The sequence below is a fragment of the Micromonospora xinjiangensis genome, from assembly GCF_056150165.1.
Window position 1 is genome coordinate 177131 of record NZ_JAXCFO010000001.1, and the last position, 26430, is coordinate 203560.

25 protein-coding genes, 1 tRNA gene and 2 pseudogenes are annotated in these 26430 nt (G+C 71.9%); 17 read left to right on the top strand and 11 right to left on the bottom strand.

Features of this window, described 5'->3' with window-relative positions; translation table 11 throughout:
* Nucleotides 1-1214: 1214 nt before the first annotated feature.
* From SM573_RS00830 to SM573_RS00845, 4 genes and pseudogenes are all read left to right on the top strand, one after another.
* Nucleotides 1215-1511 carry a DUF2283 domain-containing protein gene (locus SM573_RS00830; RefSeq protein ID WP_474615191.1) on the top strand — a complete coding sequence of 99 codons (297 nt, stop codon included), beginning with the start codon at nt 1215-1217 and terminating at the stop codon, nt 1509-1511.
* A 64-nt stretch (nt 1512-1575) separates the two neighbouring features.
* Complete coding sequence (locus tag SM573_RS00835) at nt 1576-2223, top strand: helix-turn-helix domain-containing protein (RefSeq protein WP_474612218.1); 648 nt, start codon at nt 1576-1578, stop codon at nt 2221-2223.
* A gap of 773 nt (nt 2224-2996) precedes the next feature.
* Nucleotides 2997-4123 (top strand): annotated as a pseudogene (locus SM573_RS00840) (helix-turn-helix domain-containing protein).
* The gene (locus tag SM573_RS00845; RefSeq protein WP_474615192.1) at nt 4120-4698 is read left to right on the top strand and encodes an HD domain-containing protein; all 579 of its coding nucleotides are present in this window, start codon (nt 4120-4122) and stop codon (nt 4696-4698) included. Before SM573_RS00840 ends, SM573_RS00845 begins: the two are co-directional and overlap by 4 nt.
* Nucleotides 4699-4809: 111 nt before the next feature.
* Here SM573_RS00845 and SM573_RS00850 read toward each other — a convergent pair whose 3' ends face one another.
* Nucleotides 4810-5259, bottom strand: a complete 450-nt coding sequence (locus SM573_RS00850) for a hypothetical protein (RefSeq protein WP_474612222.1) — start codon at nt 5257-5259, stop codon at nt 4810-4812.
* Nucleotides 5260-5507: 248 nt separating this feature from the next.
* On the opposite strand from SM573_RS00850, the gene SM573_RS00855 reads away from it, so the two are divergent.
* The 3 genes and pseudogenes from SM573_RS00855 to SM573_RS00865 all read left to right on the top strand — a co-directional run.
* Entirely contained in the window at nt 5508-6062 is a 555-nt protein-coding gene (locus SM573_RS00855) for a hypothetical protein (RefSeq protein ID WP_474615193.1), read from the top strand.
* A 344-nt stretch (nt 6063-6406) separates the two neighbouring features.
* A complete protein-coding gene (locus SM573_RS00860) occupies nt 6407-6865 on the top strand; it encodes a hypothetical protein (RefSeq protein ID WP_474612223.1) in 459 nt (152 codons plus the stop codon).
* Between the two features lie 52 nt (nt 6866-6917).
* Nucleotides 6918-7176, top strand: a pseudogene (locus SM573_RS00865) (site-specific integrase); the annotation flags it as partial.
* Between the two features lie 63 nt (nt 7177-7239).
* On the opposite strand, the gene SM573_RS00870 reads toward SM573_RS00865, so the two are convergent.
* Both SM573_RS00870 and SM573_RS00875 read right to left on the bottom strand, forming a co-directional pair.
* Nucleotides 7240-7311: transfer RNA gene (locus SM573_RS00870), tRNA-Val, on the bottom strand.
* Nucleotides 7312-7361: 50 nt separating this feature from the next.
* Complete coding sequence (locus SM573_RS00875) at nt 7362-7946, bottom strand: TIGR02611 family protein (RefSeq protein ID WP_474615194.1); 585 nt, start codon at nt 7944-7946, stop codon at nt 7362-7364.
* A 273-nt stretch (nt 7947-8219) separates the two neighbouring features.
* On the opposite strand from SM573_RS00875, the gene SM573_RS00880 reads away from it, so the two are divergent.
* The gene (locus SM573_RS00880; RefSeq protein WP_007457244.1) at nt 8220-8651 is read left to right on the top strand and encodes an SsgA family sporulation/cell division regulator; all 432 of its coding nucleotides are present in this window, start codon (nt 8220-8222) and stop codon (nt 8649-8651) included.
* A 104-nt stretch (nt 8652-8755) separates the two neighbouring features.
* On the opposite strand, the gene SM573_RS00885 is transcribed toward SM573_RS00880, so the two are convergent.
* Complete coding sequence (locus SM573_RS00885; protein ID WP_474612225.1) at nt 8756-9532, bottom strand: glucose 1-dehydrogenase; 777 nt, start codon at nt 9530-9532, stop codon at nt 8756-8758.
* 215 nt (nt 9533-9747) lie between these two features.
* Between SM573_RS00885 and SM573_RS00890 the strand changes: the two genes are divergently transcribed.
* The 3 genes from SM573_RS00890 to SM573_RS00900 all read left to right on the top strand — a co-directional run bounded on the left by SM573_RS00890 (nt 9748) and on the right by SM573_RS00900 (nt 11429).
* Nucleotides 9748-10662 (top strand): helix-turn-helix transcriptional regulator, encoded by a 915-nt coding sequence (locus SM573_RS00890; protein WP_474615195.1) that lies wholly within the window; start codon nt 9748-9750, stop codon nt 10660-10662.
* Nucleotides 10663-10706: 44 nt separating this feature from the next.
* Complete coding sequence (locus tag SM573_RS00895; protein ID WP_474612227.1) at nt 10707-11162, top strand: RrF2 family transcriptional regulator; 456 nt, start codon at nt 10707-10709, stop codon at nt 11160-11162.
* Between the two features lie 87 nt (nt 11163-11249).
* Entirely contained in the window at nt 11250-11429 is a 180-nt protein-coding gene (locus SM573_RS00900) for a DUF4236 domain-containing protein (RefSeq protein ID WP_474612228.1), read from the top strand.
* A 69-nt stretch (nt 11430-11498) separates the two neighbouring features.
* Here the strand turns inward: SM573_RS00900 and SM573_RS00905 are convergent, their stop codons facing one another.
* Nucleotides 11499-12377, bottom strand: coding sequence for a hypothetical protein (locus tag SM573_RS00905; protein WP_474615196.1), 879 nt, complete (start codon nt 12375-12377; stop codon nt 11499-11501).
* 24 nt (nt 12378-12401) lie between these two features.
* Nucleotides 12402-12923: a VOC family protein gene (locus tag SM573_RS00910; RefSeq protein WP_474612230.1), complete on the bottom strand. Its 522-nt coding sequence runs from the start codon at nt 12921-12923 to the stop codon at nt 12402-12404.
* A 49-nt stretch (nt 12924-12972) separates the two neighbouring features.
* Here SM573_RS00910 and SM573_RS00915 point away from each other — a divergent pair, with 49 nt between their 5' ends.
* A complete protein-coding gene (locus SM573_RS00915; protein WP_474612231.1) occupies nt 12973-13434 on the top strand; it encodes a MarR family winged helix-turn-helix transcriptional regulator in 462 nt (153 codons plus the stop codon).
* A 57-nt stretch (nt 13435-13491) separates the two neighbouring features.
* A complete protein-coding gene (locus tag SM573_RS00920) occupies nt 13492-15117 on the top strand; it encodes a fibronectin type III domain-containing protein (protein ID WP_474615197.1) in 1626 nt (541 codons plus the stop codon).
* Between the two features lie 48 nt (nt 15118-15165).
* Here the strand turns inward: SM573_RS00920 and SM573_RS00925 are convergent, their stop codons facing one another.
* Both SM573_RS00925 and SM573_RS00930 read right to left on the bottom strand, forming a co-directional pair.
* Nucleotides 15166-16548 carry a sensor histidine kinase gene (locus SM573_RS00925; protein WP_474615711.1) on the bottom strand — a complete coding sequence of 461 codons (1383 nt, stop codon included), beginning with the start codon at nt 16546-16548 and terminating at the stop codon, nt 15166-15168.
* 50 nt (nt 16549-16598) lie between these two features.
* Nucleotides 16599-17255, bottom strand: coding sequence for a response regulator transcription factor (locus tag SM573_RS00930; RefSeq protein WP_474612233.1), 657 nt, complete (start codon nt 17253-17255; stop codon nt 16599-16601).
* A gap of 94 nt (nt 17256-17349) precedes the next feature.
* Here SM573_RS00930 and SM573_RS00935 point away from each other — a divergent pair, with 94 nt between their 5' ends.
* Both SM573_RS00935 and SM573_RS00940 read left to right on the top strand, forming a co-directional pair.
* A complete protein-coding gene (locus SM573_RS00935; RefSeq protein ID WP_474615198.1) occupies nt 17350-18450 on the top strand; it encodes a LolA family protein in 1101 nt (366 codons plus the stop codon).
* A 289-nt stretch (nt 18451-18739) separates the two neighbouring features.
* The gene (locus SM573_RS00940) at nt 18740-20965 is read left to right on the top strand and encodes a HelD family protein (protein ID WP_474615712.1); all 2226 of its coding nucleotides are present in this window, start codon (nt 18740-18742) and stop codon (nt 20963-20965) included.
* A gap of 112 nt (nt 20966-21077) precedes the next feature.
* On the opposite strand, the gene SM573_RS00945 is transcribed toward SM573_RS00940, so the two are convergent.
* The gene (locus SM573_RS00945) at nt 21078-21485 is read right to left on the bottom strand and encodes a hypothetical protein (protein ID WP_474612236.1); all 408 of its coding nucleotides are present in this window, start codon (nt 21483-21485) and stop codon (nt 21078-21080) included.
* A 193-nt stretch (nt 21486-21678) separates the two neighbouring features.
* Here SM573_RS00945 and SM573_RS00950 point away from each other — a divergent pair, with 193 nt between their 5' ends.
* Entirely contained in the window at nt 21679-23721 is a 2043-nt protein-coding gene (locus SM573_RS00950) for a glycerophosphodiester phosphodiesterase family protein (protein ID WP_474615199.1), read from the top strand.
* A gap of 209 nt (nt 23722-23930) precedes the next feature.
* Nucleotides 23931-24314: a hypothetical protein gene (locus SM573_RS00955; protein ID WP_474615200.1), complete on the top strand. Its 384-nt coding sequence runs from the start codon at nt 23931-23933 to the stop codon at nt 24312-24314.
* 107 nt (nt 24315-24421) lie between these two features.
* Here the strand turns inward: SM573_RS00955 and SM573_RS00960 are convergent, their stop codons facing one another.
* Together SM573_RS00960 and SM573_RS00965 are read right to left on the bottom strand one after the other, a co-directional pair.
* Complete coding sequence (locus tag SM573_RS00960) at nt 24422-25375, bottom strand: D-2-hydroxyacid dehydrogenase family protein (RefSeq protein ID WP_474615201.1); 954 nt, start codon at nt 25373-25375, stop codon at nt 24422-24424.
* 60 nt (nt 25376-25435) lie between these two features.
* On the bottom strand, nt 25436-26413 hold the full coding sequence (locus SM573_RS00965; protein ID WP_474615202.1) for an aldo/keto reductase: 978 nt from the start codon (nt 26411-26413) through the stop codon (nt 25436-25438).
* Nucleotides 26414-26430: the final 17 nt, after the last annotated feature.

Below are 26430 nucleotides of genomic sequence, written 5' to 3' on the forward strand. Positions count from 1 at the left end.
ACCGACGGCACCATGTGGCTGTTCTCCAACAACTACACCCGCGACGGCGCGATGCCGTACGGCGACGTACGCCAGATCGGCAGCAGCTGGGGCAACTACAACCGCATCGTGTAGTACAGCGCGAGCCGTACACGCGCCCGGCCGAGGCCGGGCGCGTGTACGCGTACCGCCGCACCGCAGATGTTCAAAGCGGAACTTTGACCGGCTCGCCGATGACCTGCACCGACGTACCTGCAGCCAGGTCAGGCGGCGTTGGTACCGCACAGGACTGCTGGCTGCCTGCAACGTGCGACAGTGTCTTTGCATCTGCGCCCCAAGCGAGTATGGCCCGTTTCCCGTCGTCCCCTGAGGCGGCGTCGGCGCACACGCTCGCCGCGCTTCGTCTTACTGGCGCATTTTTTGCGCGGCTCGTGTCGCGCTCACGCCGCGCCAGCTCCCGCTCTTACGGCCTGGAACTGTCCTCGAGGACCCCTTGATCCCAGGGAACCAACAGCCGCAGCGATTCGGGGTGCCCGAGGAGACACCAGTGCCACCGCCTGGGTCATCCACCGGGCAACCCGTCGTGCCACCAGCGCCATTAGCGACCTGTGATGGCCTGGCCGTGAGGTCACCCGCCTCGTTCCCGCCTCAGATAATCTCACCGTCTGCGGAGACAGTTCTGGCTCAGCCCCACCCAAGCCGGACTCCCGGTCCCCCTCTGGGCCGACACCACCGTCGTCCACCTGCTCGTCGACGACGGCCAACCGACCGGGCCACCACCCATCACCACCGGCCCCGCCCGGACCGGCGCCCCGATCGAGGTCGAGCAGCTCATCAACGCCGCTGGCCTGATCGGCCTCGCCGGCCGGCAACACCCCCGTCGGCTACCACTTCGCCGGCAGGCGCGTCACCGTCCGACCCGACCGCGGCCTCATGCAGATCACCGCCGCCGGCGTCGTCCTGCGCAGCGAGCCCAACCCTCTCACCACTGCCGAGACCGCCCGCATCTGCGCCGCCCGCCCCGCCGGATGCCCACCACAGCCCGCAGCCCAGCCGCTGCGGGTCGAAAGCCGCGTCAACTGCCGAGGATGCCTCGTCGTCGCCGGCTTTCGACGCTGACCAGCTGGTCACCGAAGTGCCCGGCACCACCACCAACCCGCCCGGTTCAAGGCACGCAGGCCAGAATCCCCCCGGCGACACACCAACCATCCCGCCCGTATGCCAGCCTGACCACCATGTATACGGAGAAACGCATCCCGCTGCTCTGCAGCTACGACGGCGACGCCGACGCGGCATACATCTACCTCGACCACCCCAGCCCACCCGCCGCCGCACAGCGGGTCATACCGTTCGACGCCGATCAAGGCATGTTCAACCTCGACCTCAACCGCGAGGGCCACGTCGTCGGCCTGGAAATCCTCGGCGCCCGCAGCCGGCTACCGCCCGCTCTCCTGCAGGCGATACTGGAGAACCAAGGTCAGACAGGGGAACAAGCCATGATCGTCTCGCCGGACGTGTCGCCCAACACCTGACACCAATCCGTCACGCATCAAGTGGAGCCCGACATTTGCCGGCAGCTGGTGTCCGCTCCGGGATTTGCGTGACACATCGGTATCAAGACCTGGTGACACTCCGCCGAGTGCCGGTGGAGATGAGCGTGATGGAACAACAGTATCGAGCCTCGCCGAACGGTTCGGAGTCTCCCGTCAGGCCGTGCATCGCTGGCTGGCCTGGTATGAGCAGGAGGGCATGGAAGGGCTGGCAGATCAGACCATGGATAGCACCCAGTTGACGCACGCGCTCGGCTACACTGTCGGCGACCTGCTCGTGATCTCAGCCGAGGCGTTCGACGCGCGGGTCGTCAAGACCACGCCTCAGCGCCTGCTCATCGACTGGCCATGGTGGGAGGCCGACCCCGAGTCGACCAACTCATGGGACGGCACTGTGGGCTTCCCTCGTGACCCTGACGCGCACGGCTGGCTCAACACACCCTGGCGACTGGAGCCCGACCCCTCCGAACTCCAAGCCGGTGACCCTTGCTTCGTCGGCATCCCACCAACGCAGGTGCGGGTCACCTCCATCGAGAGGTTCGATCCTCCCGCCGACTTCGGATTCCTACCCCGGCCGGATCACGCGCTCGAGGTGGTTCCTGTCGACGCGATCGAAGACCAAGAAGCGGGCTACGTCCTCTACCTCAACAATCAAGAGCCGATCCACATCGAAGTTCTTGCCAACTCCAGCTAGCCAGGGCATACACAAGCGCTACCCTCAACCAGCGATCGTCTAGCCCGGGCGTGTCACCCACGTCCCGGGACTGATCGCAGGTCCTCGCACCCGACAGGCTGGCAGCCGGCTGCCCCGCATCGGCGTCCGCTACTCCACCAGGCTTCGATGACCCGGCCGCTACTCGGCCTCGGACAGGAAGCCGACATGCGGTGACCCAACCGCTGAGCGCACGTTGTAGCCCCAACGGCGCAACGCCTGCGTGATCTTTCCAGCCCTGCCAGCACGGGTACGGCGCGAGCCGCGACCACCAAGCCCCGACAACCAGTGCACAGGCCGTCCGTCCCTGCCAGATGTGCGACCAGGATCGGCTCCGCCTCGTTGCTCACTGGTCCTCCTGGGCGGGCCAGTGCTTCCGGTTGACTGGGATGCGGTGTCGGTTACGGCAGGGCAGGTCGACCCCGCAGCGACAGACCCACGCCCACTTGCGCCACGACCATGCCGGGCGGTGTCGCCGCGCCAGGGTCATCGCGACGGCGATCAGGTACTGTTCGTAGGAAACTCGTCGCCATGGCAGCGTCCTGTCCCGCATCACTGCCTCCCTCCGCCGGGCAGCCCTCCACGGCCGACCCCGAACCACGGGACCGAATCCGGAACGTTCAGTAACTGCGACGCTACGATCACGGGGACGGCGGTTGGACTCACCCGTAGTACGAGTGAGCAGGCCAAATGCCCTTCTTCAGCGTTGGTTCGACGGCGGGAACGCCGACCACCGGTCAATGTAGGGATGACGGATGGCAGGTCGCGGGCGATCGGCACTACAGCGCGGCGGGGTGACCGGCTACCTGTTCAAGCTGATCCGGGAGTCCATCCCGCTAACGCAGGAGCAACTCGCCGTCGGCCTGGGCGTCGACCGCGTGACCGTGCAGAGTTGGGAATCCGGGGCCGGCCTTTCACCGCGGTGCCGCTCGGGCAAGCGATCACCGTCCGGCACCGACTCAGACGGCTCGCCGCGAACGCAGTCCTGCTCGCCGCACTCGACGACGCTGCCGAGGCAGATTTCATCCTCGCCGCAGTCCTCGACGAGCAGGTGGACCGCTGTGACATCGCCGAGCAGCCGCTCGGCTGGTCCGTACTCACTCACCGCCTGACCGACCTGATCCTCTGGGCCGTCCTCGGACAGACGCCCACCTTCGCCAAAGGGCTACCCATCGCCCACCCGCGGCGAGGTCCGGTCGCGTCCGGGCCGACCCTGGCCGTTGATGAGCAACGTACGTTCTTCGCTCACCTTCACGTGCTTGCCGGGCGCGCGGCCGCCGGACGGGATCCGTACGTACTGCTGCACCGACAGGCCTGCTTCCTCGCCGGCATGGATCCCACCGGGGCGGCGGCAGGATGGCTCACCCAGGCCACCACCCGCGCCCGCCGGGCGACCAGTTTCCGCACCTGGTCACCGCTGTGGCCGGACGCCCGCTCCGTCGTCACGTCCCTCGCCAACCAGGGCGACCCGGAACCGTTGCGGGACTTCATCGCCCGCGCACACCCGGACGACGTCTGCGAGCGAGCAGGCCTCAACTACTCGGCCTACTGGGTGGGCGAATTGCCGTACCGCCACCGCGACGACTCCTTCATGCCCGAAGCGCTCGCTGACTGGCATGGCTCCGTCCTTCTTCGGCACCTGGTCCAACGCCTGGACCCAGCGCACCCCTTCGTCGACCTCAACATCCACAACACCTGGGCTCTGCTGGCCGCACGACGCGGTCTCACCGTCGACAGCCCCGCCGCGACTCGGGCACTCCTCGACCGCAGTGTCCCGCTCCTGGACAGTGACCAGATCTCCGCGCAGTCCCGGCAGGAACTAACCTCTATCGTCTACAGCCTGCGGGCGGACGGACTCACCGGCACAGGGACGGGCAGATGACCGACGACCACGACGCCGCCGGAGCGATGAGCTTCATCTTCGAAGCCGGCGTCCTCAAACGCGCCGCCCGCACCGGCTGGTGGTTCGCCGGCGTCAAGCACCCCGAGTCGATCGCCGAACACTCGTTCCGGACCGCGCTCATCGGGATGATGCTCGCCGCCATGGAAGGCGCCGACCCGGCCCGGGTGTCCATGCTCTGCGTCCTGCACGACACCCAGGAAACCCGGATCACTGACATCCCGCACATCGCCAAGCGCTACCTCACCGCCGCACCCAACACCGCCGTCACCGCCGACCAGGTCGCCGCCTGCCCACCGGCCGTCGCCGACGTCATCACCGACGCCGTCGCGGAGTACGAAGCCGGCGAGACGTTGGACGCCATCGTCGCCCGCGACGCTGACAAGCTGGAATGCCTCGTGCAAGCCGTCGAGTACCGCCATCAGGGCATCGACAACGTCCAGCGCTGGATAGACAGCTCACGGGCGGCACTCAAGACAGCCAGCGCACACCGCCTTGCCGACGCCGCCCTCAACGGGCAACCTCTCGCCTGGCTCGCTCCTCCGCCGCCGGAGTAGCCCGTCCGATCAAGGTGAACGTCTACGGGCGAAGACATCTCCGGCGGTGCTGTGCCACTTCCGCATTCCTCGCGTGGCTACTCGGCGCGAGCTCGCAGGTTACCTCACGGGCTACGCGTCGTACGAGGACACCGGCCTGTACACATGGCGGCGTACAAGCTTGTCCTGCTCCAGGATCACGTCGACAACATGCCAGAACTCGGAGAGCCGAGGGTGGCTCAGTCCCTCCTCACGGCTGAGCTTTCGGCCGAAGATCGGGCTATCTCCTGCAGCCTCGCCGCCATTGACGAGCGTCGCGGCAGGCGTCGGCGAGCCGGTTACGGGGCCGACCCGGCAGCCGAAGGTGGTGTGGTCGTCGAAACCGGTGTCGCCCCAGGTCCCCAAGACGGCATCGATCCAAGCCTCGTGCACACCGTTGTGGTGGTAGCAACTGGCAAAGTAGACCGCCACCGCGACGTCACCCCGGTGGACGTGCGCCCAGGTCCGGTCCGCTCGAGTGTTGCAACATTGGCAAACGAACTCTCGCACCTGGCGGCTGCTCTCGTCGATCGTGAGGTTCACGGCGCGAACATTAGTAGGGCCAAACGCCGCTCTCGTTTGCAGGACGACCTTGGCAGGACCCGTAGTGTCTGACAACGTCCATGCCGGCCGCGTGCGCCTCCCCGACGGTGCGCTGGTGTTCGCCCTTGTCCGCGGCGGCTGCGCCATGCACGGCGACCACGTGAGCCGGTCAACGCAGTCGTTCGTCGTCCACCGCTATTGGCTAACCTTCGACCGCCCGACGGGGATACGTGCAGGGAGACGACGGAATGATCGAGGTAACGGGACCCGTAGCGACTGAGGCGGGGATGCAGGTGCTCTGGAACCCCGAGCACTTCGCCTCCGTCGTCGACTACGCCTCATGGGAAGACTCGTTGCTCGAAGACGAGGACATTCTCCAGCACGTCTTGGCCGGCATGCTCGTGCCGATCAACCTGGGGGACTCAGCCTTCCAATTCGTAGTCCGTGTCGGCGACTCCGAGCAGATGGCAGACCTGACAGAGCGTGAGCGAGCGCGGCTGCTTGCCACATCGGACCCCTACCTCATCATCTCAGCCGGACTCCTTTACCTGAGCGGTCTGGAAGACGTGTCAGCGGACCTGGACGATGGCGCTCTCCAGGTGGCAGCACCCGCCGGCCGCTACACGGTGACCATCCACCTCATCGACTGGGAGAGCGAGCCGAGATCAGCGGGTTTGTCTGGATGCCCATCACCACACTCGTTGCCGGACTTCGTCCTTCTACTGACCCCGTGCACATGGCCAGAACCGGCCTTCCGCCGTAGCTTGCAGACACTCCCTCCACCGCCGGAAGCCCCTGCCTAAGCCGCGTGCCGGACATCTGCACGCCTGGCCGCACGGCGGTCGGCCACGTGCCAATCCTCTTGGCCATGCTGGTTGACGACAACACGAATCGGAAGCGGCGATTACCGCGATGTGCTCCCGCAGTCGAGCACCGTTGGGCTCCGACATGCGGCGTTACAGCGTGCACCCGGCGAGATGCGGCCTCGCCGCGGTCGCCGGCCTCCGGCTCCGCCGCGGCCCGAACGAGCAGGCAGGCTACGTGATGCGGTCTGCCGGACGGCCCTCTACGGTCAGCCAGCGATCCGCGCGTGCGATCCGCCGTTAACACCTCGGCTGTCGGTCGGCACACCGCTTAGCATTGTGGGGTGGAGCAGCTGCACAACCTTGCTATCAGGCTGGCCATGGACGAGCCGGTCGGCGATGACCTGCCGATGGCTGCCGCTCATGCATTGGCTCGAGACGTCGACTCTCCGACCCTTCGGGAGCTCGCCGGCCTTTCGAAGGGCCAGTCACGGGAAGCCGTCGACATGTTCCGGCAGGCGATGGAGGAGCTCGGCCGTCCGGTCCCGGACAAGAGCGGCGCCCGGCTACACCTCATGCGTGAGGCGGCGGCGAACATCATTGCCGAGAAGGGCGACCCTGAGGAGCTGGCCCACCAAATCTACTGGCAGGCATACCACTCGGGATTGCCGAGACTGCGATCGGTGGGCGATCGCTTTCTGGAGCTGTACGCCGGATGGGGCGCAACGTATGAGCAGGCGGAGGAGGCGGTGGCGGCCATGAAAGAAGAGGCGCGATCACTCCTTCGTAACCATGCAGCCTAAGCGGCTGTCGCTACGGTGATGCATTCCAGGAGTTCCGGCTCCTTGAATCCCAGGCGACCCGATCGAGCCGCGCAACTTCCAGCACTCCCGGCAACCAGGTGCGACAAGGCGAACGTCAAGCCGTCACTGTCCACGACGCCAGACGGACCTACGTCACGCTCCTGGCCGACCTTCGTGACGTCCACCCGAGAGTCGCCCTGCAGGTGCTCCGGCACGCCCGCTTCTCCGTGACGATGGAGATCTACGCCCAGGTCTCATCGAAGGCGATCCGTGACGCGCAGAAGCGCCTCGGGGAACCACTCGGGCAGTGACCAGGCTGCCGTACGGCAGCAGAAAGGCCACCTCCCGAGGCCGGGAAGTGGCCTTGACCTGCGTGGGCGATACTGGGATCGAACCAGTGACCTCTTCGGTGTGAACGAAGCGCTCTCCCGCTGAGCTAATCGCCCTCAGCGCGGATGACTGTACCTGATCCTCCGCCCCGGCCGCGAATCCGGGGTCAGTGCGTCGCGAGGTAGTGCATGACCCGGGCGACCACGTCGATGCCGAGGCTGTACTTGAGGGAGAGCCAGAGCACCGCGGCCACGAACACCAGGCCGACCGAGCCGAGCACGAGGCGTACGCCGAGTGACTGTCGCGTCACCCACTGCGTCCAGCTGTGGACGTGCCGGCGGGTGAAGGTGAGGAGTCGTCGCGCCCAGTGGTACTCGACGGCCCAGATGCCGAGGCCGGCGATCACCAGCAGCCAGCCCGGCCCGGGCAGGGGGATGAGGGCGACACCGACGGTGACGACGATCGCTCCGGCGATGGCGACGAAGACCTTGAGGGCGATCCGGCCGGTGGGGTTGGCCCGGATGAGTTCCAGGGTGGTGGAGATGCGTCGCCGCCATCGCGGCGGCGTCCGTTCGGCCACGGCCACACCCCCCGACCCCCGCTTCGGCATGCCCTCGCCGGGGCCCGACCGACCGGCTCGGTCCTGCTGATCCATCGGCACCGCGTACCCCCGCTTTTCGGCTGCTCGGACCACGACTTTCGGTGGGCGAGACGCCGCGATCGGATCCACTGAGGATCGGTTCGTGACCATTTCACCCCCTAGTGTCGCTCGGGCCCGTCACCCCTTCCGACGACTGGACGTTACCGGAGTAAGTCGACGACTGAGCCACCCGATGCCGGGCGGGACGACGCACTGGGCCGAACCGGAAATCCTACATGAATTTTCACATTCAGGAGGCCTTTCCGAACCCCTTCCCACCACTGGGTGAAGTCAGCGTATGGCGGAGCGTAGCCAGGAGTAGCACCTGAGTATGGGAAAAGCGGGACACGCGCGTTCCGCAGCGGTGCCGGGGGGAGAACGTCCATGAGTGTCATCCGACCGACGACCGTAGAGGTCGAGACGTCGCTAAGGCTCGTAGCGCCTGACGCCACCGCCTTGCCGGTGCGTGCCAGCTTGCGGTACGACCCTGCTGACCCGTATGCGGTCCATGTCCTGTTCCACGCCGAATCGGCCGGGGGCGAGGCCGTGAGTTGGTCCTTCGCCCGCGAGCTGCTGGTGACCGGCCTCGACGAGCCGGCCGGCATCGGCGACGTACGGGTGTGGCCGTGGGCCACTCCGCGCGGCGACTTCGTCGCGCTCGCGCTGTCGTCACCCGACGGCAATGCTCTCTTCGAGGTGCCGAGGAGCGTTCTGGTGCGCTTCCTGCGGCGGACGTACGTCGTCGTCCCGCGCGGCCGTGAGGCCGAGCACCTGGACGTCGACACCGCGGTGAACCGGCTGCTCGCCGGCCGCTGACACCACCCTCACCAGCGGGAACAACGGCCACTCCGGCCACCGGGGCCGCGCGGATCTGCCGAGTCCGCGCGGCTCCCGCACGCCTGGACGTACGCCCAGCCGCCTCACCCGTGGGTGGTGATGCCCCCGTCGACCGGGATGACCGCTCCCGTGAGGTACGCCCCGGCGCGCGAGGAGAGGTAGATCGCAGTCCCGGCCATGTCCTCCGGCCGGCCGATCCGGCCGAGCGGCACCTGCTGCTCGATGGCGGCCCGGGACTCGGGGTCGTCGAGCGCGAACGCCATCATCTTGCTCTCGAACGGCCCGGGCGCGATCGCGTTGACGGTGATCCGCTCGCCGGCGAGCTGGTGGGCGAGGCTGCGGGTGAGCATGTGCACGGCGGCCTTCGTGGCCGAGTAGGCGTACACCTCCATCCACGGCACCCGGATGCCGTCGATCGAGCCGATGTTGATCACCCGGGCGGGGTCGTCGTCGCTGGCGGCGGCGCGCAACGCGGGCAGCAGCGCGGTGGTGAGCCGGAAGACCGCCTTGACGTTCACCGCCCAGAGCTTGTCGAAGGCGCTCTCCGGGTAGGTCTCCAGCGGGGCGCCCCAGGTCGCGCCGGCGTTGTTGACCAGCACGTCGAGCCGGTCGAACCGGTCCCGGACGGCGGCCGCGAGGCCTTCGGCGCCGGCGTCGCCGGACAGGTCCGCCGGGATCGCCTCGCAGCGCCCCTCGACCGAGAGCTTCTCGGCGACCGCCGCGCAGACGTCCGCCTTCCGCGACGAGATGATCACGTGTGCGCCGGCCCGGACGAAGCCCTGGGCGATCATCAGGCCGATGCCCCGGGAACCCCCGGTGACCAGGACCGTCTTGCCTTCGACCGAGAACAGATCCGTCATGCCCATCCCATCGCGAGTCGCCGAGGCCGCCGCGGGGCGGCCCGGGTGGCGCGACCGCCGGTCGGGTGACACGGGCGGGCCGCCGCCGTGCCGGGCCGAACGGCGCTACCGCCGGGTAACGTAGCCCGGCTGTCCGGACCGCGACAAGAGCCGCTTCCGGTTACCGGCACCCTGCGGGATGCGTTGACCTGCGTCGCGGGCTACCGTCAGCTGCGATGGTCTTCTGCGGTCAGTTCCCCCCGGCATCGGTCAGCGCTCCGCACCCCTTCCCCGTCGAGATCGACACGCTGGCGCTGGCCGACCTGGCCGGCGACCCGGGCTGGCGCCGGCCGGTGCTGGTCGAGAAGGACCTCCTGGTGCTCACCACGAGTGGGCACGGCGACGCGGAACTGGACTTCCAGCCGCTCCCCTGCCGGCCGGGCACCCTGCTGCGGGTGCGCGCCGGGCAGGTGCTGCGCTGTCCCTGCCCCCAGCTCGACGCGACGGTGGTGCGCTGGGAGCCGGCCGCGCTGCGTGGCCTCGACGTCGACCCGGACGCCGTGCCGACGTGGCGGCAGCTCGCCGGCGAGGACGAGGACGCCGTCATCACCGAGGTGAGCCAGCTCGCGGTGGACTGCGCCCGGCACCGCGGGGTGCCCGCCGCCCGCGGGCTGCTGCGCCACCAGCTCGCCGTGCTGCTGCTGCGACTCACGCTGGCCGCCGAGTCCGGCCCGGCCACCCGGCCGGAGGAGGCCACGTTCCGCCGGCTCTGCCGGGAGGTCGAGCGCGGCTACCGGCACAGCCGCCGCGTCGAGGACTACGCGGCCCGGCTCGGCTGCTCGGTGCGTACGCTCACCCGGGCCTGCCTCGCGGTCACCGGGCGCAGCGCGAAACAGGTGATCGACGAGCGGGTGGCGTTGCAGGCCAGCCGGCTACTCGCCGCCACCGACGAGCCGATCGCCCGCATCGGCCGAGGCCTCGGCTTCTCCGAGCCGACCAACTTCGGCCGGTTCTTCACCCGCGAGGTCGGGATGAGCCCGGGTGCGTTCCGGGCCGCCCGCGAGCAGGCCACGCCGGAGCGGATCGTCCGTCCCCGTACGCCGACCGAGCCGAGCCGGCCGCGCCCGCAACCGTCCCGTTCGCTGCGCTGACCGGCCGGCGGCGTGGCGGGCGCGCGGGCGGGCATGATGACCTGGTGCAGATCTCCGCGCGTGGCGACTACGCGGTCCGGGCGGCACTGAGCCTCGCCACCGCGTACCCGTCCCTGCTGTCCACCCAGGCCATCGCCGCCGAGCAGGACATGCCCCGCAAGTTCCTCGAGGCGGTCCTCGCCGACCTGCGCCGCGCCGGGATCGTGCGCGCGCAGCGCGGCGCCGAGGGCGGTTACACCCTCGCCCGCCCGCCGCGCGAGGTGACGGTGGGCGCGGTGCTGCGCGCGGTGGAGGGGCCGCTCGCGGGCGTGCGGGGCCTGCGCCCGGAGCAGACCCGGTACGAGGGCTCGGCGGAGAACCTGCCCACGCTCTGGGTGGCGGTGCGGGCGGCGGTGCGGCAGGTGGTCGACGAGGTGAGCCTCGCCGAGATCGTGAGCGGTCGCCTCCCCGCGCACGTCCGCGAGCTCACCACGATCCCGGACGCCTGGGAGCCTCGCTGACTCCACCGTGGACCGGAGTTTCCCGGATCGGCGTTACGGGCATTCCCGTGCCGACACGGCAGACACGGCGGGGAAGGGAGCGCGGCGATGGGTGTGATTTTCCGGAAGCGGCAGAAGTTCGGGCCGTTGATCCTCAACTTCACCGAGAACGGCTTCTCCTCGTGGAGCATCAAGATCGGCAGATGGTCCTGGAACTCCCGTACGCGGGCGCACCGGGTCGACCTGCCCGGGCCGTTGTCCTGGAAGCAGGACAAGTCCCGGGGCTGATCTCCCGAGGTCGAGCGGGGTGCCGGTGGGTCCACCGTCACCCCGCTCGGCGTACCGGGCCGGCCCGGCTCAGGTGGACGGCCCGGTGATGACCACGTCGCCGCCGAGGCGGCCGTCGGCGGGATCGCGCGTGACCTGGCCCGCCGCGAGCAGCCCGGTGAGCGCCCGGAGCGCGTCGGCCGAACGGTGCACGGTCGCGGTGAGGGCGTGGCGGCGCAGCTCGGTGACCGTGCGGGGCCCGGAGCGGGCCAGCTCGGCGAGCAGCTCCCGGCTCAGCGGGCCGACGTCCGGCTCGGCCACGACGTCCCGCGGCCGGCCCTCGGGGTCGGCGGGGTCACGCAGGCGTACGCCGGCCGGGTCGACCGACCAGAGCGCGTCCTTGAACGCCTCCAGGCTCCGGTCCAGCCCGGTGCCGAGTGTGAGCGTCGTCGCCGTGCCGTCGGCGGTCACCAGCTCCACCTCGGTCACCAGGGGAAAACCCGCCGCGGCGAGGCCGGCCCGCGCGCTGCCGCCGCCGTGGAGCAGGACCTCGGCGGGACGCCCGCCGGCGGCCGCCGTCAGCACGGCGGCGCCGGCGGGGGCGTCCACGAAGGAGAGCAGCGGGGCGCCCGCGGCGCCGGCCGCCTTCAGCGCGACCGGCAGCCGCTCCGGGTCGCCCGGCACGAGGTGCACGGCGACGTCGGCCGGCAGACCCGCCTCGATCGGGCCGAGCCGCCCCGGCAGGTCGGTCGCCGCGTCGGCGAGCACCAGCACGGTGAGCCGTCGCCCGCGCAGCCGGTCGGCGTGGTCGGCGACCACCCGCAGCGCGGCCTCGGCGGACCCGGCGTCGCCCTCGGCGTACGCGAGGGCCAGCGTGGCCCGCCGGGAACGGTGCAGGGCGGTCGGCAGCCAGCTCTGGAGCTGGCGGACGAGCAGCTCGCGCAGGATGGAGGTCGCGTCGGTCGGCATCCTGCCGTTCTACCGCACCGCCGGTCAGGCGGGTACGGAGACGCCCACGCCGCCTCGGGTCTGACCGCCGTAGCGCTGCCGCTCACGGTCGAGGTCGAGCCGGCCGATCCGCTTGCGTGCCTGCAGCGCGGCGTCGTCGAGCAGGTCGGCCGGCACGAGCCAGACGATCTCGAACTCCAGGCCGTCCGGGTCCTGCCCGTAGAGGCTCTTCGTGCTGCCGTGGTCGGACGCGCCGACGAGCGCTCCGGCGGCGGCCAGGCGCTCGGCGGTGGCGGCGAGCTCGTCGAGGGTGTCGACCTCCCAGGCCAGGTGGTAGAGGCCGACGGTGGCCCGACCGGCGGTCGAGGCGCCGGCGGCGGCGCCGATCTCGAAGAGGCCCAGGTCGTGGTCGTTGGTGGAGTCGGGCGCCTGGAGGAAGGCGGCGCCGCGGAAGCCGTCCGGGGTCATCTCGACCGGACGGAAGCCCAGGACGTCGCGGTAGAAGGCGACGCTGCGGGCGAGGTCACTGACGTAGAGGACCGCGTGGTTGAGCCGGTGGATTCCCATGGTGCCACGGTAGCCCGATTTAGTTGAGCATTCAACTAACGGGGTTATGATGGTCGTCATGACGCGGTGGTTGGACCCGGACGAGCAGCGCACCTGGCGGGCCTTCCTGGCCGCCTCCCGAGGGCTCATGGAGACCCTCGACCGCGAGTTGCAGCGGGACGCGGGCATGCCGCACGCCTACTACGAGATCCTCGTCCGCCTGTCGGAGGCACCGGAGCGCCGGTTGCGGATGAGCGAGCTGGCCGAGACGACCGGCTCGTCACGCAGCCGCCTCTCCCACGCCGTCGCCCGCCTGGAGGCGGCGGGGTGGGTGCGCCGCGAGGAGTGCCCGACCGACCGGCGCGGCCAGGTCGCCCACCTGACCGACGCCGGCTTCGAGACGCTCGCGGCCGCCGCGCCCGGCCACGTCGAGGGCGTACGGCGGCACCTGTTCGACGCGCTCACCCCCGCCCAGGTCGACCAGTTGCGTCGCATCAGCGAGACGCTCGCCGCCCACCTGGCCGGATCCTGACGTATCCGCACCGGCGCGGGTCTTGTACTTACCGTCGTCGGTTGCGCACGATGGGGCGTGCCCTCCGGCTTCGGCGAACTGACTGATCAGGCCCACCACCTGGTGTCCACCGGCGACCTGGCCGGTGCGCAACGGCTGCTCTCCGACGCGCTGAGCGACGCCGACCCCCGTCCGGCGAACGCCACCGTCGAGCTGGCCGAGGCGGCGAGCCTCCAGGCGCGGGTGCTGGTCGCCCTCGGCGAGCCGCACTCCGCCCGAGGCTGGGCCGCCTACGCGTACGCGGCGCACACCCGGCTGCACGGCCGCAGCGACCCGCGCACCGTGGCGGCGGCCGCGACGCTGGCGGCGGTCCTGCACCGGGTGGGGAGTCACTCCCGGGCCGCCCGCCTCTACGAGGACGTCATCATCGAGCTGACCGCGCAGGACGGCCCGGAGTCGCTGCGGGTGCTCGCCGCGCACGCCGACCTGGCCACCGTGGAGTACGCCCGCGGCCAGTGCCGGATCGCCCGGGACCGCCTCCAGGACGCCTGGGAGCTGCACCGCGAGGTGTACGGCGACGGGCACCCCAGCGGCATCAAGATGCTGGCCCGGCTGGGCGCGATGCAGCGCGACTGCGGGCACTTCGCCGATGCCCACGACAACCTGGCGCTGGCCCGGGAGCTGTGCCGTAAGCACCTCGCCGTCGACGACCCGCTGGCCGCCCAGGTCGCGGCGCTGGCCCGGGCGGCCGCGAACCCCGACCACGTCTGCGCGCAGGAGCCACCGGTCGGCCGGGACGCCCCCGTCGTCCCCTCCGCCCGCACCCCGGCCCAGGGCGACGGGCTCGCCTACGAGCCGGAGGGCCCGGCCGTGCCGATCCCGCGGCAACCGGTGGACGACCCGGCCGGGGCCGCGGAGGCGTGGTGGCCGCCGGAGCACGAGGACCCCCTCACCGCCGACCCGCGCGCCGACGTCCCGTCCGCCGACGAGGCGCACTCCCACCGGGGCGGCCTGGCGGCGGATGCCGTGCCGGAGGGCACGCCCCCGCCGGTCGGGAGTGACCCGTCGCCGGGCGCCCCCGTACCACCGGGCGTGGTCGCCCTGACCGGGGCGGACGAGGAGGCGGACGGTGTCCACCGGGTGCGGCGCGGCGCCGACGAGCCGGACGACCCGTACGCCGCCCGGCTGCTGCCGGTGCCCGTGCGCCGGGCACCCGCCGCACCGCGAAACCGGCTGATCCCGCTCGTGGTCGCCGGGGTGGCCGTGGTGCTGCTCGGCACGGCGGCGGTGATCGCCGGCGTGGCCGCGATGGACGGCGACGACCGGCCACCCGAGGCGGCCCGCGACACCGCGAGCGCCCCTGCGACGAGCGCCGCACCGACGGATGCGACGGGTCCGGCCAGCCCCACCCCCACCGGGGGCGCCGCCTCGCCGGGCACTCCCCCCACCGGGGTCAGCCTGCGCGACAACCGGGACAACGTCGCGCTGCGCTGGACGTACCCGGCCGGCGGGGAGGGCCCGGTGGTCATCTCCGGCGGCCGGGCCGGCCAGCCCAAGTCGGCGCTCACCGACCTGCCGGCCGGCACCAGCGACTTCGTCATCTACGGGCTGAGCCCGAGCAACGACTACTGCTTCACGGTCGCGGTCGTCTGGTCCACCGACACGGTCGCCGCCGCCGACGAGGTCTGCACCCGCCGCCGCTGACGCGCCGGGCGCGGCCGGGCTCCGGCGGCCACCGCGAGCGCCCGGCGGTCAGTCACCGGCCTCGGTGACGGGCAGCGCCGGCAGCCGCAGGGACACCCGCAGGCCCGGCCCGTCGGCGTCACCGAGGTCGACCGTGCCATCTGCCCGGCGCACCAGCTCGCGGACAATCGCCAGGCCCAGACCCGCCCCGCCGGCGTCGCGGGCCCGCGCGTCGTCCAACCGGGTGAACCGGTCGAACACCCGCTCGCGGTCCGCGACCGGGATGCCCGGCCCGTCGTCGGTCACCGTCACCAGGTGGTACGCCCCGTCGGGCACGGCGGCGAGCACCACCCGGGTACGCGCGTGCCGCACGGCGTTGTCCACCAGGTTCGTGAGCACGCGGCGAAGCTCGTCGGGGTGTCCCACGGTCCACAACGGCTCGCCTGGCGGCGTCACCCGGACCGGCGGCGACGGGTAGCGGGCGGCGGCGGTGGCGAGCAGTTCGCCCAGCTCGACCGGGCCGACCGCGCTCGACCCGGCGGCGCCGCCGGACCCGTCCGGTGCGACCGGCCCGCCGGGGCCCGCGCCGGCCTCGTCGAGCCGGGCCAGCAGCAACAGGTCGTCCACCAGCCGGCCCAGCCGCTCGGTGTCGGCGAGCAGGTTCTCGGTCACCGCCGCCCAGTCCGTACGGTCACCGAGGTGACGGGCCACCTCCAGCTCGGTACGGATGTTGGTGACCGGACTGCGCAGCTCGTGCGCGGCGTCGGCGACGAACGCCCGTTGCCGCCGCCGGGCCGACTCCAGCCGGTCCAGCATCCCGTTGAGGGTGACCGCGAGCCGGTGCACCTCGTCGTGGGAGGCGGGCACCGGCAGGCGGCCCGGCCCCGCGCGGCCGGTGATCTCCTCGGCGCCGCGGCGCAGCGCCTCGACCGGCCGCAGGGTCGCGCCGACCACCCGCCACGCGACCGCGGCGAGCGCCCCGACCAGCACCGGGAAGCTGACCAGGAGGATGGCCCCGACCACGTGCGTGCTGTGCCGTACGTCGGTCATCGACTTCGCGACCAGGACGGTGAGCGGGTCGCCGGCGGTGCCGGTGGGCACCGTCACGACCCGGACCGGGCCGGGGAGCCCGACCCGCTCCCCCGACACCAGCAGCCGCTGCCGGCGGTCCGGATCGAGCCCCTCGGGGCGGACCATCGGCACCAGGCGGTCGGCGTCGATCGACGCCGCGCGCACCCGGCCCCGCGCGTCGACGACCTGGACCCGGACCTGCCCGCCGGCCACCGGCAGCGGATCGGGCAGGGCGTCCTCGGCGGCGAGCAGGGCGACCGCGTCGGCCGTGCGGAACGCCTCGCTGTCCACGCTGCGCTGCAACACGTAGCCGAGCACGCCGAGCAGCACCAGCCCACCGAGCGCCAGCCCCGCCGAGAGGCCGAGCACACCGATCACCATGAGCCGCCCGCGCAGCCCGAGCGCGCGCGGCCACGGGCGGGGCAGCGGGCTCACGTGGCGAGCCGGTAGCCGGCGCCGCGGACCGTCTCCAGGCGCTCGCGGCCGATCTTGCGACGCAGGTATCCGACGTACACCTCGACGGCGTTGGGCGCCGTCTCGACGCTCGCGTCCCAGACGTGGTCCAGCAGCTCGGTCTTGGAGACCACCTCGCCGGGGCGGCGCATCAGGTAGTCGAGCAGGGCGAACTCGCGGACGGTCAGGGCCACCTCGACGTCGGCCCGGGTCACCCGCCGTCGCGCTGGGTCGAGACGCAGGTCACCCACCGCCAGCACGGTCGGGCGCTCGGGCGCGCCCCGGCGCAGCAACGCCCGCAACCGCGCGAGCAGCACCACGTACGAGAAGGGCTTGGTGAGGTAGTCGTCGGCGCCGCAGTCCAGACCGTCGGCCTGGTCGTACTCGCCGTCCTTGGCCGAGAGCATGAGCACCGGCAGCCAGTGCTCCTCGGCGCGCAGCCGGCGGACCAGCTCGTAACCGGAGAACCCGGGCAGCATGACGTCCAGGATCATCGCGTCGTAGCCGCCGCCCCGGGCCGCGTCCAGCCCGGCCGGGCCGGTCGACGCCACGTCCACCGCGAAGCCCTCCGCCTGGAGCCCGCGCTGCAACGAGGCCGCGAGCCGCGCCTCGTCCTCCACCACCAGCAGCCGCACGGGTCAAGGGTGCCACCCGACCGCACACCGATACCGTCGTCCTCAGCGCCCTCACAGCGTCGACCGGGCAGGATGTTCCCAGGAGGTGCCACACATGTCCGTCCTGAAGAGCCGTCCCGTCCTGCGCTGGGTGGTCCCGGCAGCCGCCGCGGTCGCCGTGATCGGCGGTGGGGCCGCCGTCGGCACGTTCGCCGCCGAGGCCGAGCCGGCCCTGCCGCCCCGCACGGCCGCCCAACTCCTCGTCGACCTGCAGACCGCCCGGCTGGAGGGCCTCTCCGGCACGGTCGTGCAGCGGGCCGACCTCGGTCTGCCGCCGATCGCCGGCCTCCTGCCCGACGACGAGCTGACCTCCCTGGTCGCCGGCACCCACACCCTGCGGGTCTGGCACTCCGGGCCGGACAAGCAGCGGGTGGCGCTGCTCGACACCCTGGGCGAGCGCGACCTGATCCGCAACGGCCGGGACGTGTGGACCTGGGACAGCCGCAGCAACACCGCGACCCACCGCACCCTGGGCGACGCGGCCGGGAAGCCCGGCGCCCGCGACGAGGTGCCGGAGCTGCCGGCCACGCCCCAGGAGGCCGCCGACCAGGCGCTCGCCGCCATCGACCCGACCACCGAGGTCAGCGTCGGCCGGGCCGCCACCGTGGCCGGCCGCGAGGCGTACGAGCTGGTCCTGGAGCCGCGCGACAAGACCTCGCTGGTGCACCAGCTGCGGATCGCCATCGACGCGCGCGAGCACCTGCCGCTGCGGTTCGAGGTCTTCGCCACCGGCAGCGACCAGCCGGCGTTCGAGGTCGCGTTCACACAGGTCGACTTCCGCCGCCCCGCCGCCGACCAGTTCACCTTCAACCCGCCGCCCGGCGTGACCGTCAAGGAGGAGTCGGCGCCCCGGGCCGAGCGCCCGGCGCGGGAGCCGTCGGCGGCGCACCCGCGGGTGCGTACGGTCGGCGCTGGCTGGACCACGGTGCTGGAGGCCCGGATCGGCGCGGCCGGCACGAAGGGCACCGCCGGGGCCGAGAGCCCGGCCGGCGAGGAGTTCGCCGGCGTGCTCGGGTCGTTGCCGGCGGTCAGCGGCGACTGGGGCAGCGGCCGGCTGCTCACCGGCAAGCTGTTCAGCGTGCTGCTCACCGACGACGGCCGGGTGCTCGCGGGCGCGGTGACGCCGGAGCGGCTCTACGAGGTGGCCCGGGGCTGACCCGGGACGCCCGCTCACGGGTGATCGAGGTTCGACGGCGCCGCCGGCACATCGCCGGCGGCGCCGTGGTGTGACCGGCCGGCCGGGTTCACCCCGGCCGGCCTGTTCATTTGGCCGGGCAGGCGCCGCAGGGCTATCTTTCAGTGTTCAGGCACAAAAAAAGAACGGCGAAAGTGCCGTTCTTGCAATGAATTCTAAGTCATAGGGAGACGGCTTGTCAAGGCACTCCGGCGCAACCGGCGAATTGCCGCTCGATGACGAGATCGGCCGTGAGCAGGATTACCTGTCCATGCTCTACCACCGCCTCGACGAGATGCGTGAGCAGGCCGCCCGCCGGCTCACCGACGAGCTGCGGACGACGGGCGGCACCCAGCAGGCCCGCTCCCAGCGCGACAGCTCCGTGCAGATGTACGCCGAACAGGTCGAGCAGTTCTCCGCGGTGGAGAACGGGCTCTGCTTCGGGCGCCTCGACGGCGATGACGACTCCCGCCGTTACATCGGTCGTATCGGCATCTTCGACACCAGTGGCGACTACGACCCGCTGTTGATCGACTGGCGCGCCCCGGCCGCCCGCCCGTTCTACCTCGCCACCGCCGCCAACCCGCAGGGCGTACGCCGCCGGCGGCACCTGCGGACGCGGCAGCGGAAGGTGACCGGCCTCAACGACGAGGTGCTGGACATCACCTCCGCCTCGCCCACCGGGCACGAGGAGCTGACCGGTGAGGCGTCGCTGCTCGCCGCGCTCAACGCGGGGCGCACCGGCCGGATGCGGGACATCGTCGAGACCATCCAGGTCGAGCAGGACAAGATCATCCGTTCCGACCTGTCCGGCGTCCTGGTGGTCCAGGGCGGCCCGGGCACCGGCAAGACCGCGGTGGCCCTGCACCGGGCGGCGTACCTGCTCTACACGCACCGGCGCGAGCTCTCCACCCGCGGCGTGCTGCTGGTCGGTCCGAACGCCACCTTCCTGCGCTACATCTCCCACGTGCTCCCGGCCCTGGCCGAGACCGGCGTCCTGCTGCGCACCCAGGCCGACCTCTTCCCCGGCGTGCGGGCCCGCCGCGTCGAGTCGGCGCAGGCCGCCGCGCTCAAGGGCCGGGCCGTGATGGTCGACGTGCTGACCGCCGCCGTCCGGGACCGGCAGCGGGTGCCGGACGAGCCCATGGAGGTCGAGGTGGAACGGGAGGTGCTGACCCTCCACCCGGACACCGTGCGGGCGGCCCGCGACCGGGCCCGGCGCTCCGGCCGGCCGCACAACCTGGCCCGGGCGCTCTTCGACATCGAGGTGATCCACGCCCTCGCCGACCAGGTGGCCGAGCGGATCGGCGCCGACCCGCTCGGCGGGGAGAACCTGCTCGACGAGGCCGACCGGGCCGAGATCCGGCGGGAGCTGCGGGAGGAGCCCGGGGTCCGCGCCGCGCTGGACGAACTCTGGCCGGTGCTCACCCCGCAGGCGCTCCTCGCCGACCTGTACGCCGACCCCGACCGGATCGCCACCGCCGCGCCGATGCTCAGCGCCGACGAGCGGACCCTGCTGCACCGTGAGCCGGGCGGCTGGACCCCGGCCGACGTGCCGCTGCTGGACGAGGCCGCCGAACTGCTCGGCGAGGACGACCGCGAGGCCGCGGCGCGCCGGGAGCGGATCCGCTCCTTCCAGCGCGAGTACGCCGAGGGCGTGCTGGAGATCGCCCGGGGCTCGCGCAGCATCGACGTGGAGGACGAGGCCGACGGCGGTGAGGTGCTCGGCGTCGCCGACCTGATCGACGCCGAGCGGCTGCTGGAACGGCAGGAGGAGGCGGACCGGCTGACCACCGCGCAGCGGGCGGCGGCCGACCGCAGGTGGGCCTTCGGGCACGTCATCGTGGACGAGGCGCAGGAGCTGTCGCCGATGGCGTGGCGGCTGCTCATGCGGCGCTGCCCGAGCCGCTCGATGACGATCGTGGGCGACGTCGCGCAGACCGGCGCGCTGACCGGCACCCCGTCCTGGCGGGAGGCGCTGGAGCCGTACGTCGCGGACCGGTGGCGGCTCACCGAGCTGACCGTCAGCTACCGCACCCCGGCCGAGATCATGGCGGTCGCCGCCGGGCTGCTCACCGAGATCGACCCGGATCTGCGCCCGCCCCGCTCGGTACGCGAGAGCGGAGTACCACCGTGGGACCGTACGGTCGCCGCGGACCGGCTGGCGGCGGAGCTGGTCGACGCCGCGGCCCGGGAGGCGGCCGGCCTCGACGAGGGCCGCCTCGGCGTGATCGTGCCCGCCGGCCGGGTGGACGAACTCGGCGCGGCGCTCACCGCCGCGCTGCCGGAGGCGGCCGTCGGTGACCACCCGGAGCTGGAGAGCCGGGTCGTGCTGCTCACCGTGGCCCAGGCCAAGGGGCTCGAGTTCGACTCGGTGCTGGTGGTCGACCCGGACCGGATCGTGACGGAGTCGCCGCGCGGCCGCAGCGACCTCTACGTCGCCCTGACCCGCGCCACTCAACGCCTCGGCGTCCTGCGCCCGTCCACCCCGGCCTGACCGAGGAGACCGGCGTCCCCTCGGCGCCCGGCCGGCGTGTCGCGGTACCGACGTCGGACGCGAACGGGCCGGGCCGGCCGGTGGTCCCGGCCGGCCCGGCACACACGGCGCGCTAGTCCTGGATGGACTTCGCGGGGCCGGAGCTGATCGTGGACTGGTCGCTCGTGCTGCCGCCGGACGGGGTGCTCATGCCACCGGTGGTGGCGTCCCCCGTCGTGGTCGGGGCCACCTTGCCCGGGTGCCGCTCCGGCTGGCGGGCCACCCGCCGCACGCTCGCCGGGCCGGCCGTGCCGCCCGTCGTCGTGACCGCCCCCTGACCCGCGACCGGGCCACCGTCGCGGAGCACGTTCGCGTCGGTCCGCGCGTGCGCCGGGTCGTCCGGGTCGACGTCCTGGATCACCCGCTGCACGTCGGTCTGGGGCACCGTCACCTCGTCCACGGCGCCCTCGCCGTAGATCCCGCCGGCGATCCGGTCCTCGGCCCGCCGGGCGGCGTCCTGTCGCATGTCGTCCTCACGCACGTCGCACCACCTCGCAGAAACGTCGGTCTCTCTGCGTGCCCGCCCCCGGCCCGGCCAAACACCCCCGGCCGGACGGGACACCGTCCGCGCCGGTTCACCCGGACGTCTCCCGCAGGCCGCCTGAGCGCCGTTCCCGCTGCCCATGCTGACCGGCGGACCGGCGGGAGAGGCCCGCCGGAGGAGGAGTGACAGCGTGCGCACAGTACGCCGTATCGCGGTCGCGGCCCTCGCGGCGGCAACCGTGACGACCGGGCTCGCGGCGCCCGCCGGGGCGAAGCCGCGACCCGACCGGACATTCGACCTTCAGGCCCATCGCGGTGGGCTCGGGCTGCGGGTGGAGAACACCCTCGCCTCGTTCGGCAACGCCCTCCAGCTCGGGGTGAGCACGCTCGAACTCGACGTGCAGATCACCCAGGACGGGCAGGCCGTGGTGACCCACGACCGGAAGGTCAGCGGCGCGAAGTGCGTCGACACCGCCCCGGTGACCGCCGGCGACCCGGAGTTCCCGTACGTCGGCAAGTACGTCAACACGCTCACCCTGGCCCAGGTGCGCACTCTCGACTGCGGCTCGAAGACGCTGGCGGACAAGCCCGGGCAGCTGGCCGTGCCGGGCGCCCGGATGCCGCTGCTGCGTGAGGTCTTCGATCTGGTCAAGCGCTACCGTGCCGACGACGTGAAGCTCAACGTCGAGACCAAGGTGGAGGCCGGCGCGCCGACCGAGACCGCCCCGCGGGAGCAGTTCGTGCAGGTCACGGCGGCCGAGATCCGCCGCGCCGGGCTGCTGAAGCAGGTGACGATCCAGAGCTTCGACTGGGGTGCGCTGAAGCGGATGCGCCAGGTGGAGCCCCGCCTGCCGCTGGTCGCGCTGACCAACTACGACTTCCTCCAGACCGGCCAGCCGGGCGCCTCGCCGTGGCTGGGCGGGCTGGACATCGACGACTTCGGCGGCGACCCGATCAAGGCGATCCGCACCTTCGGCGCCAGCGCGTTCTCCCCGGTGCACGGCTTCCCGCAGAACGGCACGGTCGGCGAGCCCGGCTACCGGCCGTACGTCACCCGCGAGATGGTGGCGCACGCGCACCGCTACGGCATCAAGGTGATCCCGTGGACGGTGGACGACGTTCCGACCATGGCCAAGCTCGTCGACGACGGTGTGGACGGCATCATCACCGACTACCCGGACCGGCTGCGCGGCCTGCTCGCGCAGCGCGGCTACCGGCTGCCGAAGGCGTACGCCTCGCCGTTCGACGTCCAGGCGCACCGCGGCGGCCGGGCGACCCGGCCGGAGAACACCCTGCCCGCGTTCGCGAACGCACTGTCCAACAAGGCGATCTCCACCCTGGAGCTGGACACCGGCGTGACCCGTGACGGTGTGCTCGTCGTGTCGCACGACCGCACCGTCAACGGCTCGCACTGCGTCGACACCGCCCCGGCCCGCCCGGGCGACCCGCGGTTCCCCTACGTCGGCAAGCCGGTGCACGAGCTGACCCTCGCGCAGATCAAGACGATCGACTGCGGCACCAAAACCCTGCCCGAGCTGCCCGAGCAGGTGCCCGCCCCGGGCGCGCGGATCCCCACTCTCGACGAGGTCTTCGCGCTGGTGAAGCAGAGCGGCCGGCGCGACGTCCGGATGAACATCGAGACCAAGATCAGCCCGCTGGTGGACGACACCGAGCCGTACCGCAGCTTCACCCGCAAGCTGGTCACCGCCGTCGAGCGGGCCGGCTTCACCGACCGCGCCACCATCCAGTCGTTCGACTGGCGCACCATCAGGTACGCCCGTGAGCTGAACAAGCGGATCGAGACGGTAGCGCTGGTCTGGCAGTACGGCCCCGCCGAGTGCGCCGGCCTCGCCGACGAGTGCTCGCTGCAGGCCGTCTACGGCGACCCGAAGGTGAAGAGCCCCTGGACCGGCGGCCTGGACTGGTGGAAGTACCGGGACCTGGGCAAGCTGACCCGGGCCGCGCGCGCCGGCACGGTGTCGGCGAACTGGCAGGTGCACGACCCGGCGCAGGGCACGGTCGCCTCGGCCGACTGGTACCTGCGGGAGAACCCCGCGTACTTCCACGGACCGGACGTGCGGACCCTCCAGAGCCGGTACGGGCTGAAGGTGGTCCCCTACACCGTCGACGACCCGTCCGTGATGCAGCGGGTCATCGACCTCGGGGTGGACGGCATCATCACCGACAACCCGGAGCTGCTGGTCAGCGTCGCCATCCGCAACGGCCTGCGCTGACGTACCCCGCCGGTGGTGCCCGCGGCCCGGCGGGCGCCACCGGCGGCGGCGTCCGGGCCCGGATTTCCGGCCGTGGCCGGGTGTTACCTCTCCCCGGGCCTCGGGTAGTCGGTGGGCGTCCCCGCCACGAATCACGAAACCGTGCCGTGGCCGGAACGCGGTAGCGGGGCGAGGGAGCGCACGACTCATCGCATCCTGAGGAGGACAAGATGAGCACGCAAGCTGCATCCACCAGGCCCATGAACCGGCCGAACGCGGACATCCAGAACCGGCAGGCGATGCAGGAGACGCCGACCCGTCCGATGCCGATGGTGAGCGACGGGCACCGGGAGCAGATGCCGCAGCAGACGGGCACCGAGACCAAGCAGGCGTTCCTGACCACCGAGTTCTGGATCTACGCCGTGGCCGTCGCCGGTGTGGTCATCGCCGCGTTCTGGAGTGGCTCCGCCACCAACGGGCTGAACATCAACAACCCGGTTCAGTCGTGGTGGATCATCGCCGCTCTGACGGCCGGCTACCTGGTGAGCCGTGGCCTCTCGAAGGCCGGATCGCCGAAGCGTTCGCTGAGCGAACGGCGTACGGGCCGGCGGTGACGCTCGTGCCGATGGCGGCCTCGGAACATCGTTCCGGGGCCGCCATCTCGCGTGCCGACGGCGGTTGGAAGGCCGCCGTCCACACGCCGGGACCGACGCCGCGTGAGTCAGGTCAGCGTCCGGATCGGGTTGCCGTCGAGGAAAGCGCCGATGTCGTCCACGGCGTCACGGAAGAACGTCCCGTAGTTCTGCTCGGTGACGTAGCCAAGATGCGGCGTGGCCAGCACGTTCGGCAGCGTACGGAACTCATGGCCGGCGGGTAGCGGCTCCTCGTCGAAGACGTCCAGCCCGGCGCCCGCGATCCGCCCGGCGCGCAACGCGGACGTCAGGGCGGACTGGTCGACGATCGCCGCCCGCGAGGTGTTGACCAGGTAGGCGGTGGGCTTCATCAGCGCGAGTTCCCGCGCCCCGACGAGCCCGCGCGTGCGGTCGCCGAGGACGAGGTGGATGGAGACGACGTCGGAGCCGGCGAGCAGGGCGTCCAGGTCGGGGGCCAGCCGCGCGCCGGCCGCCTCGGCCCGCTCCCGCGTGAGGTTCCGGCTCCAGGCCAGCACCTCCATGCCCAGCGCCCGTCCGACGGCCGCCACCTGTGATCCGATCCTGCCCAGGCCGAGCAGCCCGAGGGTGCGCCCGTGCAGGTCGGTGCCGAGGGTGTGCTGCCACGGAGCGCCGCTGCGCAGCGCGTTCGCCTCGGGCACCAGATGGCGGGCCAGGCCGAGGATCAGCGCCCACGTGAGCTCGACGGTCGAGGTCCAGCCGCCGCCCGTGCCGCTCACCGTGACGTGGTGCGCCCGCGCCGCCGCCAGGTCGATGGCGGCGTTGCTCATGCCGGTGGTGACGAGTAGCCGCAGGTGGGGCAGGCGGTCGAACACCTCGGCCGGGAACGGGGTGCGCTCCCTCATGGCGACCACGATCTCGTAGTCGTGGAGGGCCGCCACGAGCTCGTCGGTGCTGGTGAAGTGCTCGCGAAAGCTGGTCGCCCGGACGCGGGACCAGTCCGCCAGGGCGAGTGCCACTCCCTGGTAGTCGTCCAGCACGGCGCAGCGAAGGTCAGTTGACACGACAGTAATCCGCTTCCATCTAGGTAGGTGCTGTACGCAACGCGGTGATCGGGGCCGGGGTCACCGCTCCAGCATGCGCAGGCCGGCCTCGTCGTGGGTGTCGCCGACGGCGGGAGGAAGGTTGTCGAGCCTCTCCAACTGGTCCGCGGTCAGCTCGACGGCGTCGGCGGCGGTGTTCTCCTCGACGCGCGCGACGCGCTTGGTGCCGGGGATGGGCGCGATGTCGTCGCCGCGGCTCAGCAGCCAGGCCAGTGCGACCTGCGCGGGTGTGACCCCCGCCTCGGCCGCGACGGCCTGCACCTCGTCGGCGATACGCAGGTTGCGCTGGAGGTTCTCGCCCGTGAAGCGCGGGTTGTTCTTGCGCAGGTCGGTGTCGTCGAAGCCGCTGGTCGAGCGGATCTGCCCGGTGAGGAAGCCGCGGCCCAGGGGCGAGTAGGGCACGAAGCCGATGTGCAGCTCACGCAGCAGGGGCAGCACCTGCGCCTCCGGGTGCCGTGTCCACAGGGAGTACTCCGACTGGACCGCGGTGACGGGATGCACGGCGTGGGCGCGGCGGATCGTCTCCGGTCCGGCCTCGGAGAGGCCGATGTGGCGGATCTTGCCCTCGGTGACCAGTTCGGCCAGCGTCCCGACGGTGTCCTCGATGGGCGTGTTCGGGTCGACTCGGTGCTGGTAGTACAGGTCGATGTGGTCGGTGCCCAGCCGCTTCAGCGAGCCGTCGACGGCGGTCCGGATGTTGGCCGGGCTGCTGTCGAGTTGGGCTGCCCCGCCGCGGCCGTGCGAGATCATGCCGAACTTCGTCGCCACCACGGCCTGCTCGCGACGGCCCTTGAGCGCCTTGCCGAGGAGCTCCTCGTTGACGTAGGGACCGTAGAACTCGGCGGTGTCCAGGTGCGTGACACCCAGCTCCAGGGCCCGATGGATGGTGCGGATCGACTCGGCGTCGTCCGTGCCGGCTCCGGTGTAGGCGTAGGACATCGACACCAGGCCCAGACCGATCCGGGAGACGTCAAGATCCCCCAGCTTGATGTGCTTCACGTGTTCTCCGTTCCTCT

Coding starts and splice junctions, on each gene's coding strand:
- SM573_RS00830 (WP_474615191.1), top strand. CDS start 1,215: ATGTATACGGAGAAACGCATCCCGCTGCTCTGCAGCTACGACGGCGAC.
- SM573_RS00845 (WP_474615192.1), top strand. CDS start 4,120: ATGACCGACGACCACGACGCCGCCGGAGCGATGAGCTTCATCTTCGAA.
- SM573_RS00855 (WP_474615193.1), top strand. CDS start 5,508: ATGATCGAGGTAACGGGACCCGTAGCGACTGAGGCGGGGATGCAGGTG.
- SM573_RS00875 (WP_474615194.1), bottom strand. CDS start 7,946: ATGGTCACGAACCGATCCTCAGTGGATCCGATCGCGGCGTCTCGCCCA.
- SM573_RS00880 (WP_007457244.1), top strand. CDS start 8,220: ATGAGTGTCATCCGACCGACGACCGTAGAGGTCGAGACGTCGCTAAGG.
- SM573_RS00885 (WP_474612225.1), bottom strand. CDS start 9,532: ATGACGGATCTGTTCTCGGTCGAAGGCAAGACGGTCCTGGTCACCGGG.
- SM573_RS00890 (WP_474615195.1), top strand. CDS start 9,748: ATGGTCTTCTGCGGTCAGTTCCCCCCGGCATCGGTCAGCGCTCCGCAC.
- SM573_RS00900 (WP_474612228.1), top strand. CDS start 11,250: ATGGGTGTGATTTTCCGGAAGCGGCAGAAGTTCGGGCCGTTGATCCTC.
- SM573_RS00905 (WP_474615196.1), bottom strand. CDS start 12,377: ATGCCGACCGACGCGACCTCCATCCTGCGCGAGCTGCTCGTCCGCCAG.
- SM573_RS00910 (WP_474612230.1), bottom strand. CDS start 12,923: ATGGGAATCCACCGGCTCAACCACGCGGTCCTCTACGTCAGTGACCTC.
- SM573_RS00915 (WP_474612231.1), top strand. CDS start 12,973: ATGGTCGTCATGACGCGGTGGTTGGACCCGGACGAGCAGCGCACCTGG.
- SM573_RS00925 (WP_474615711.1), bottom strand. CDS start 16,548: ATGGTGATCGGTGTGCTCGGCCTCTCGGCGGGGCTGGCGCTCGGTGGG.
- SM573_RS00935 (WP_474615198.1), top strand. CDS start 17,350: ATGTCCGTCCTGAAGAGCCGTCCCGTCCTGCGCTGGGTGGTCCCGGCA.
- SM573_RS00940 (WP_474615712.1), top strand. CDS start 18,740: ATGCTCTACCACCGCCTCGACGAGATGCGTGAGCAGGCCGCCCGCCGG.
- SM573_RS00955 (WP_474615200.1), top strand. CDS start 23,931: ATGAGCACGCAAGCTGCATCCACCAGGCCCATGAACCGGCCGAACGCG.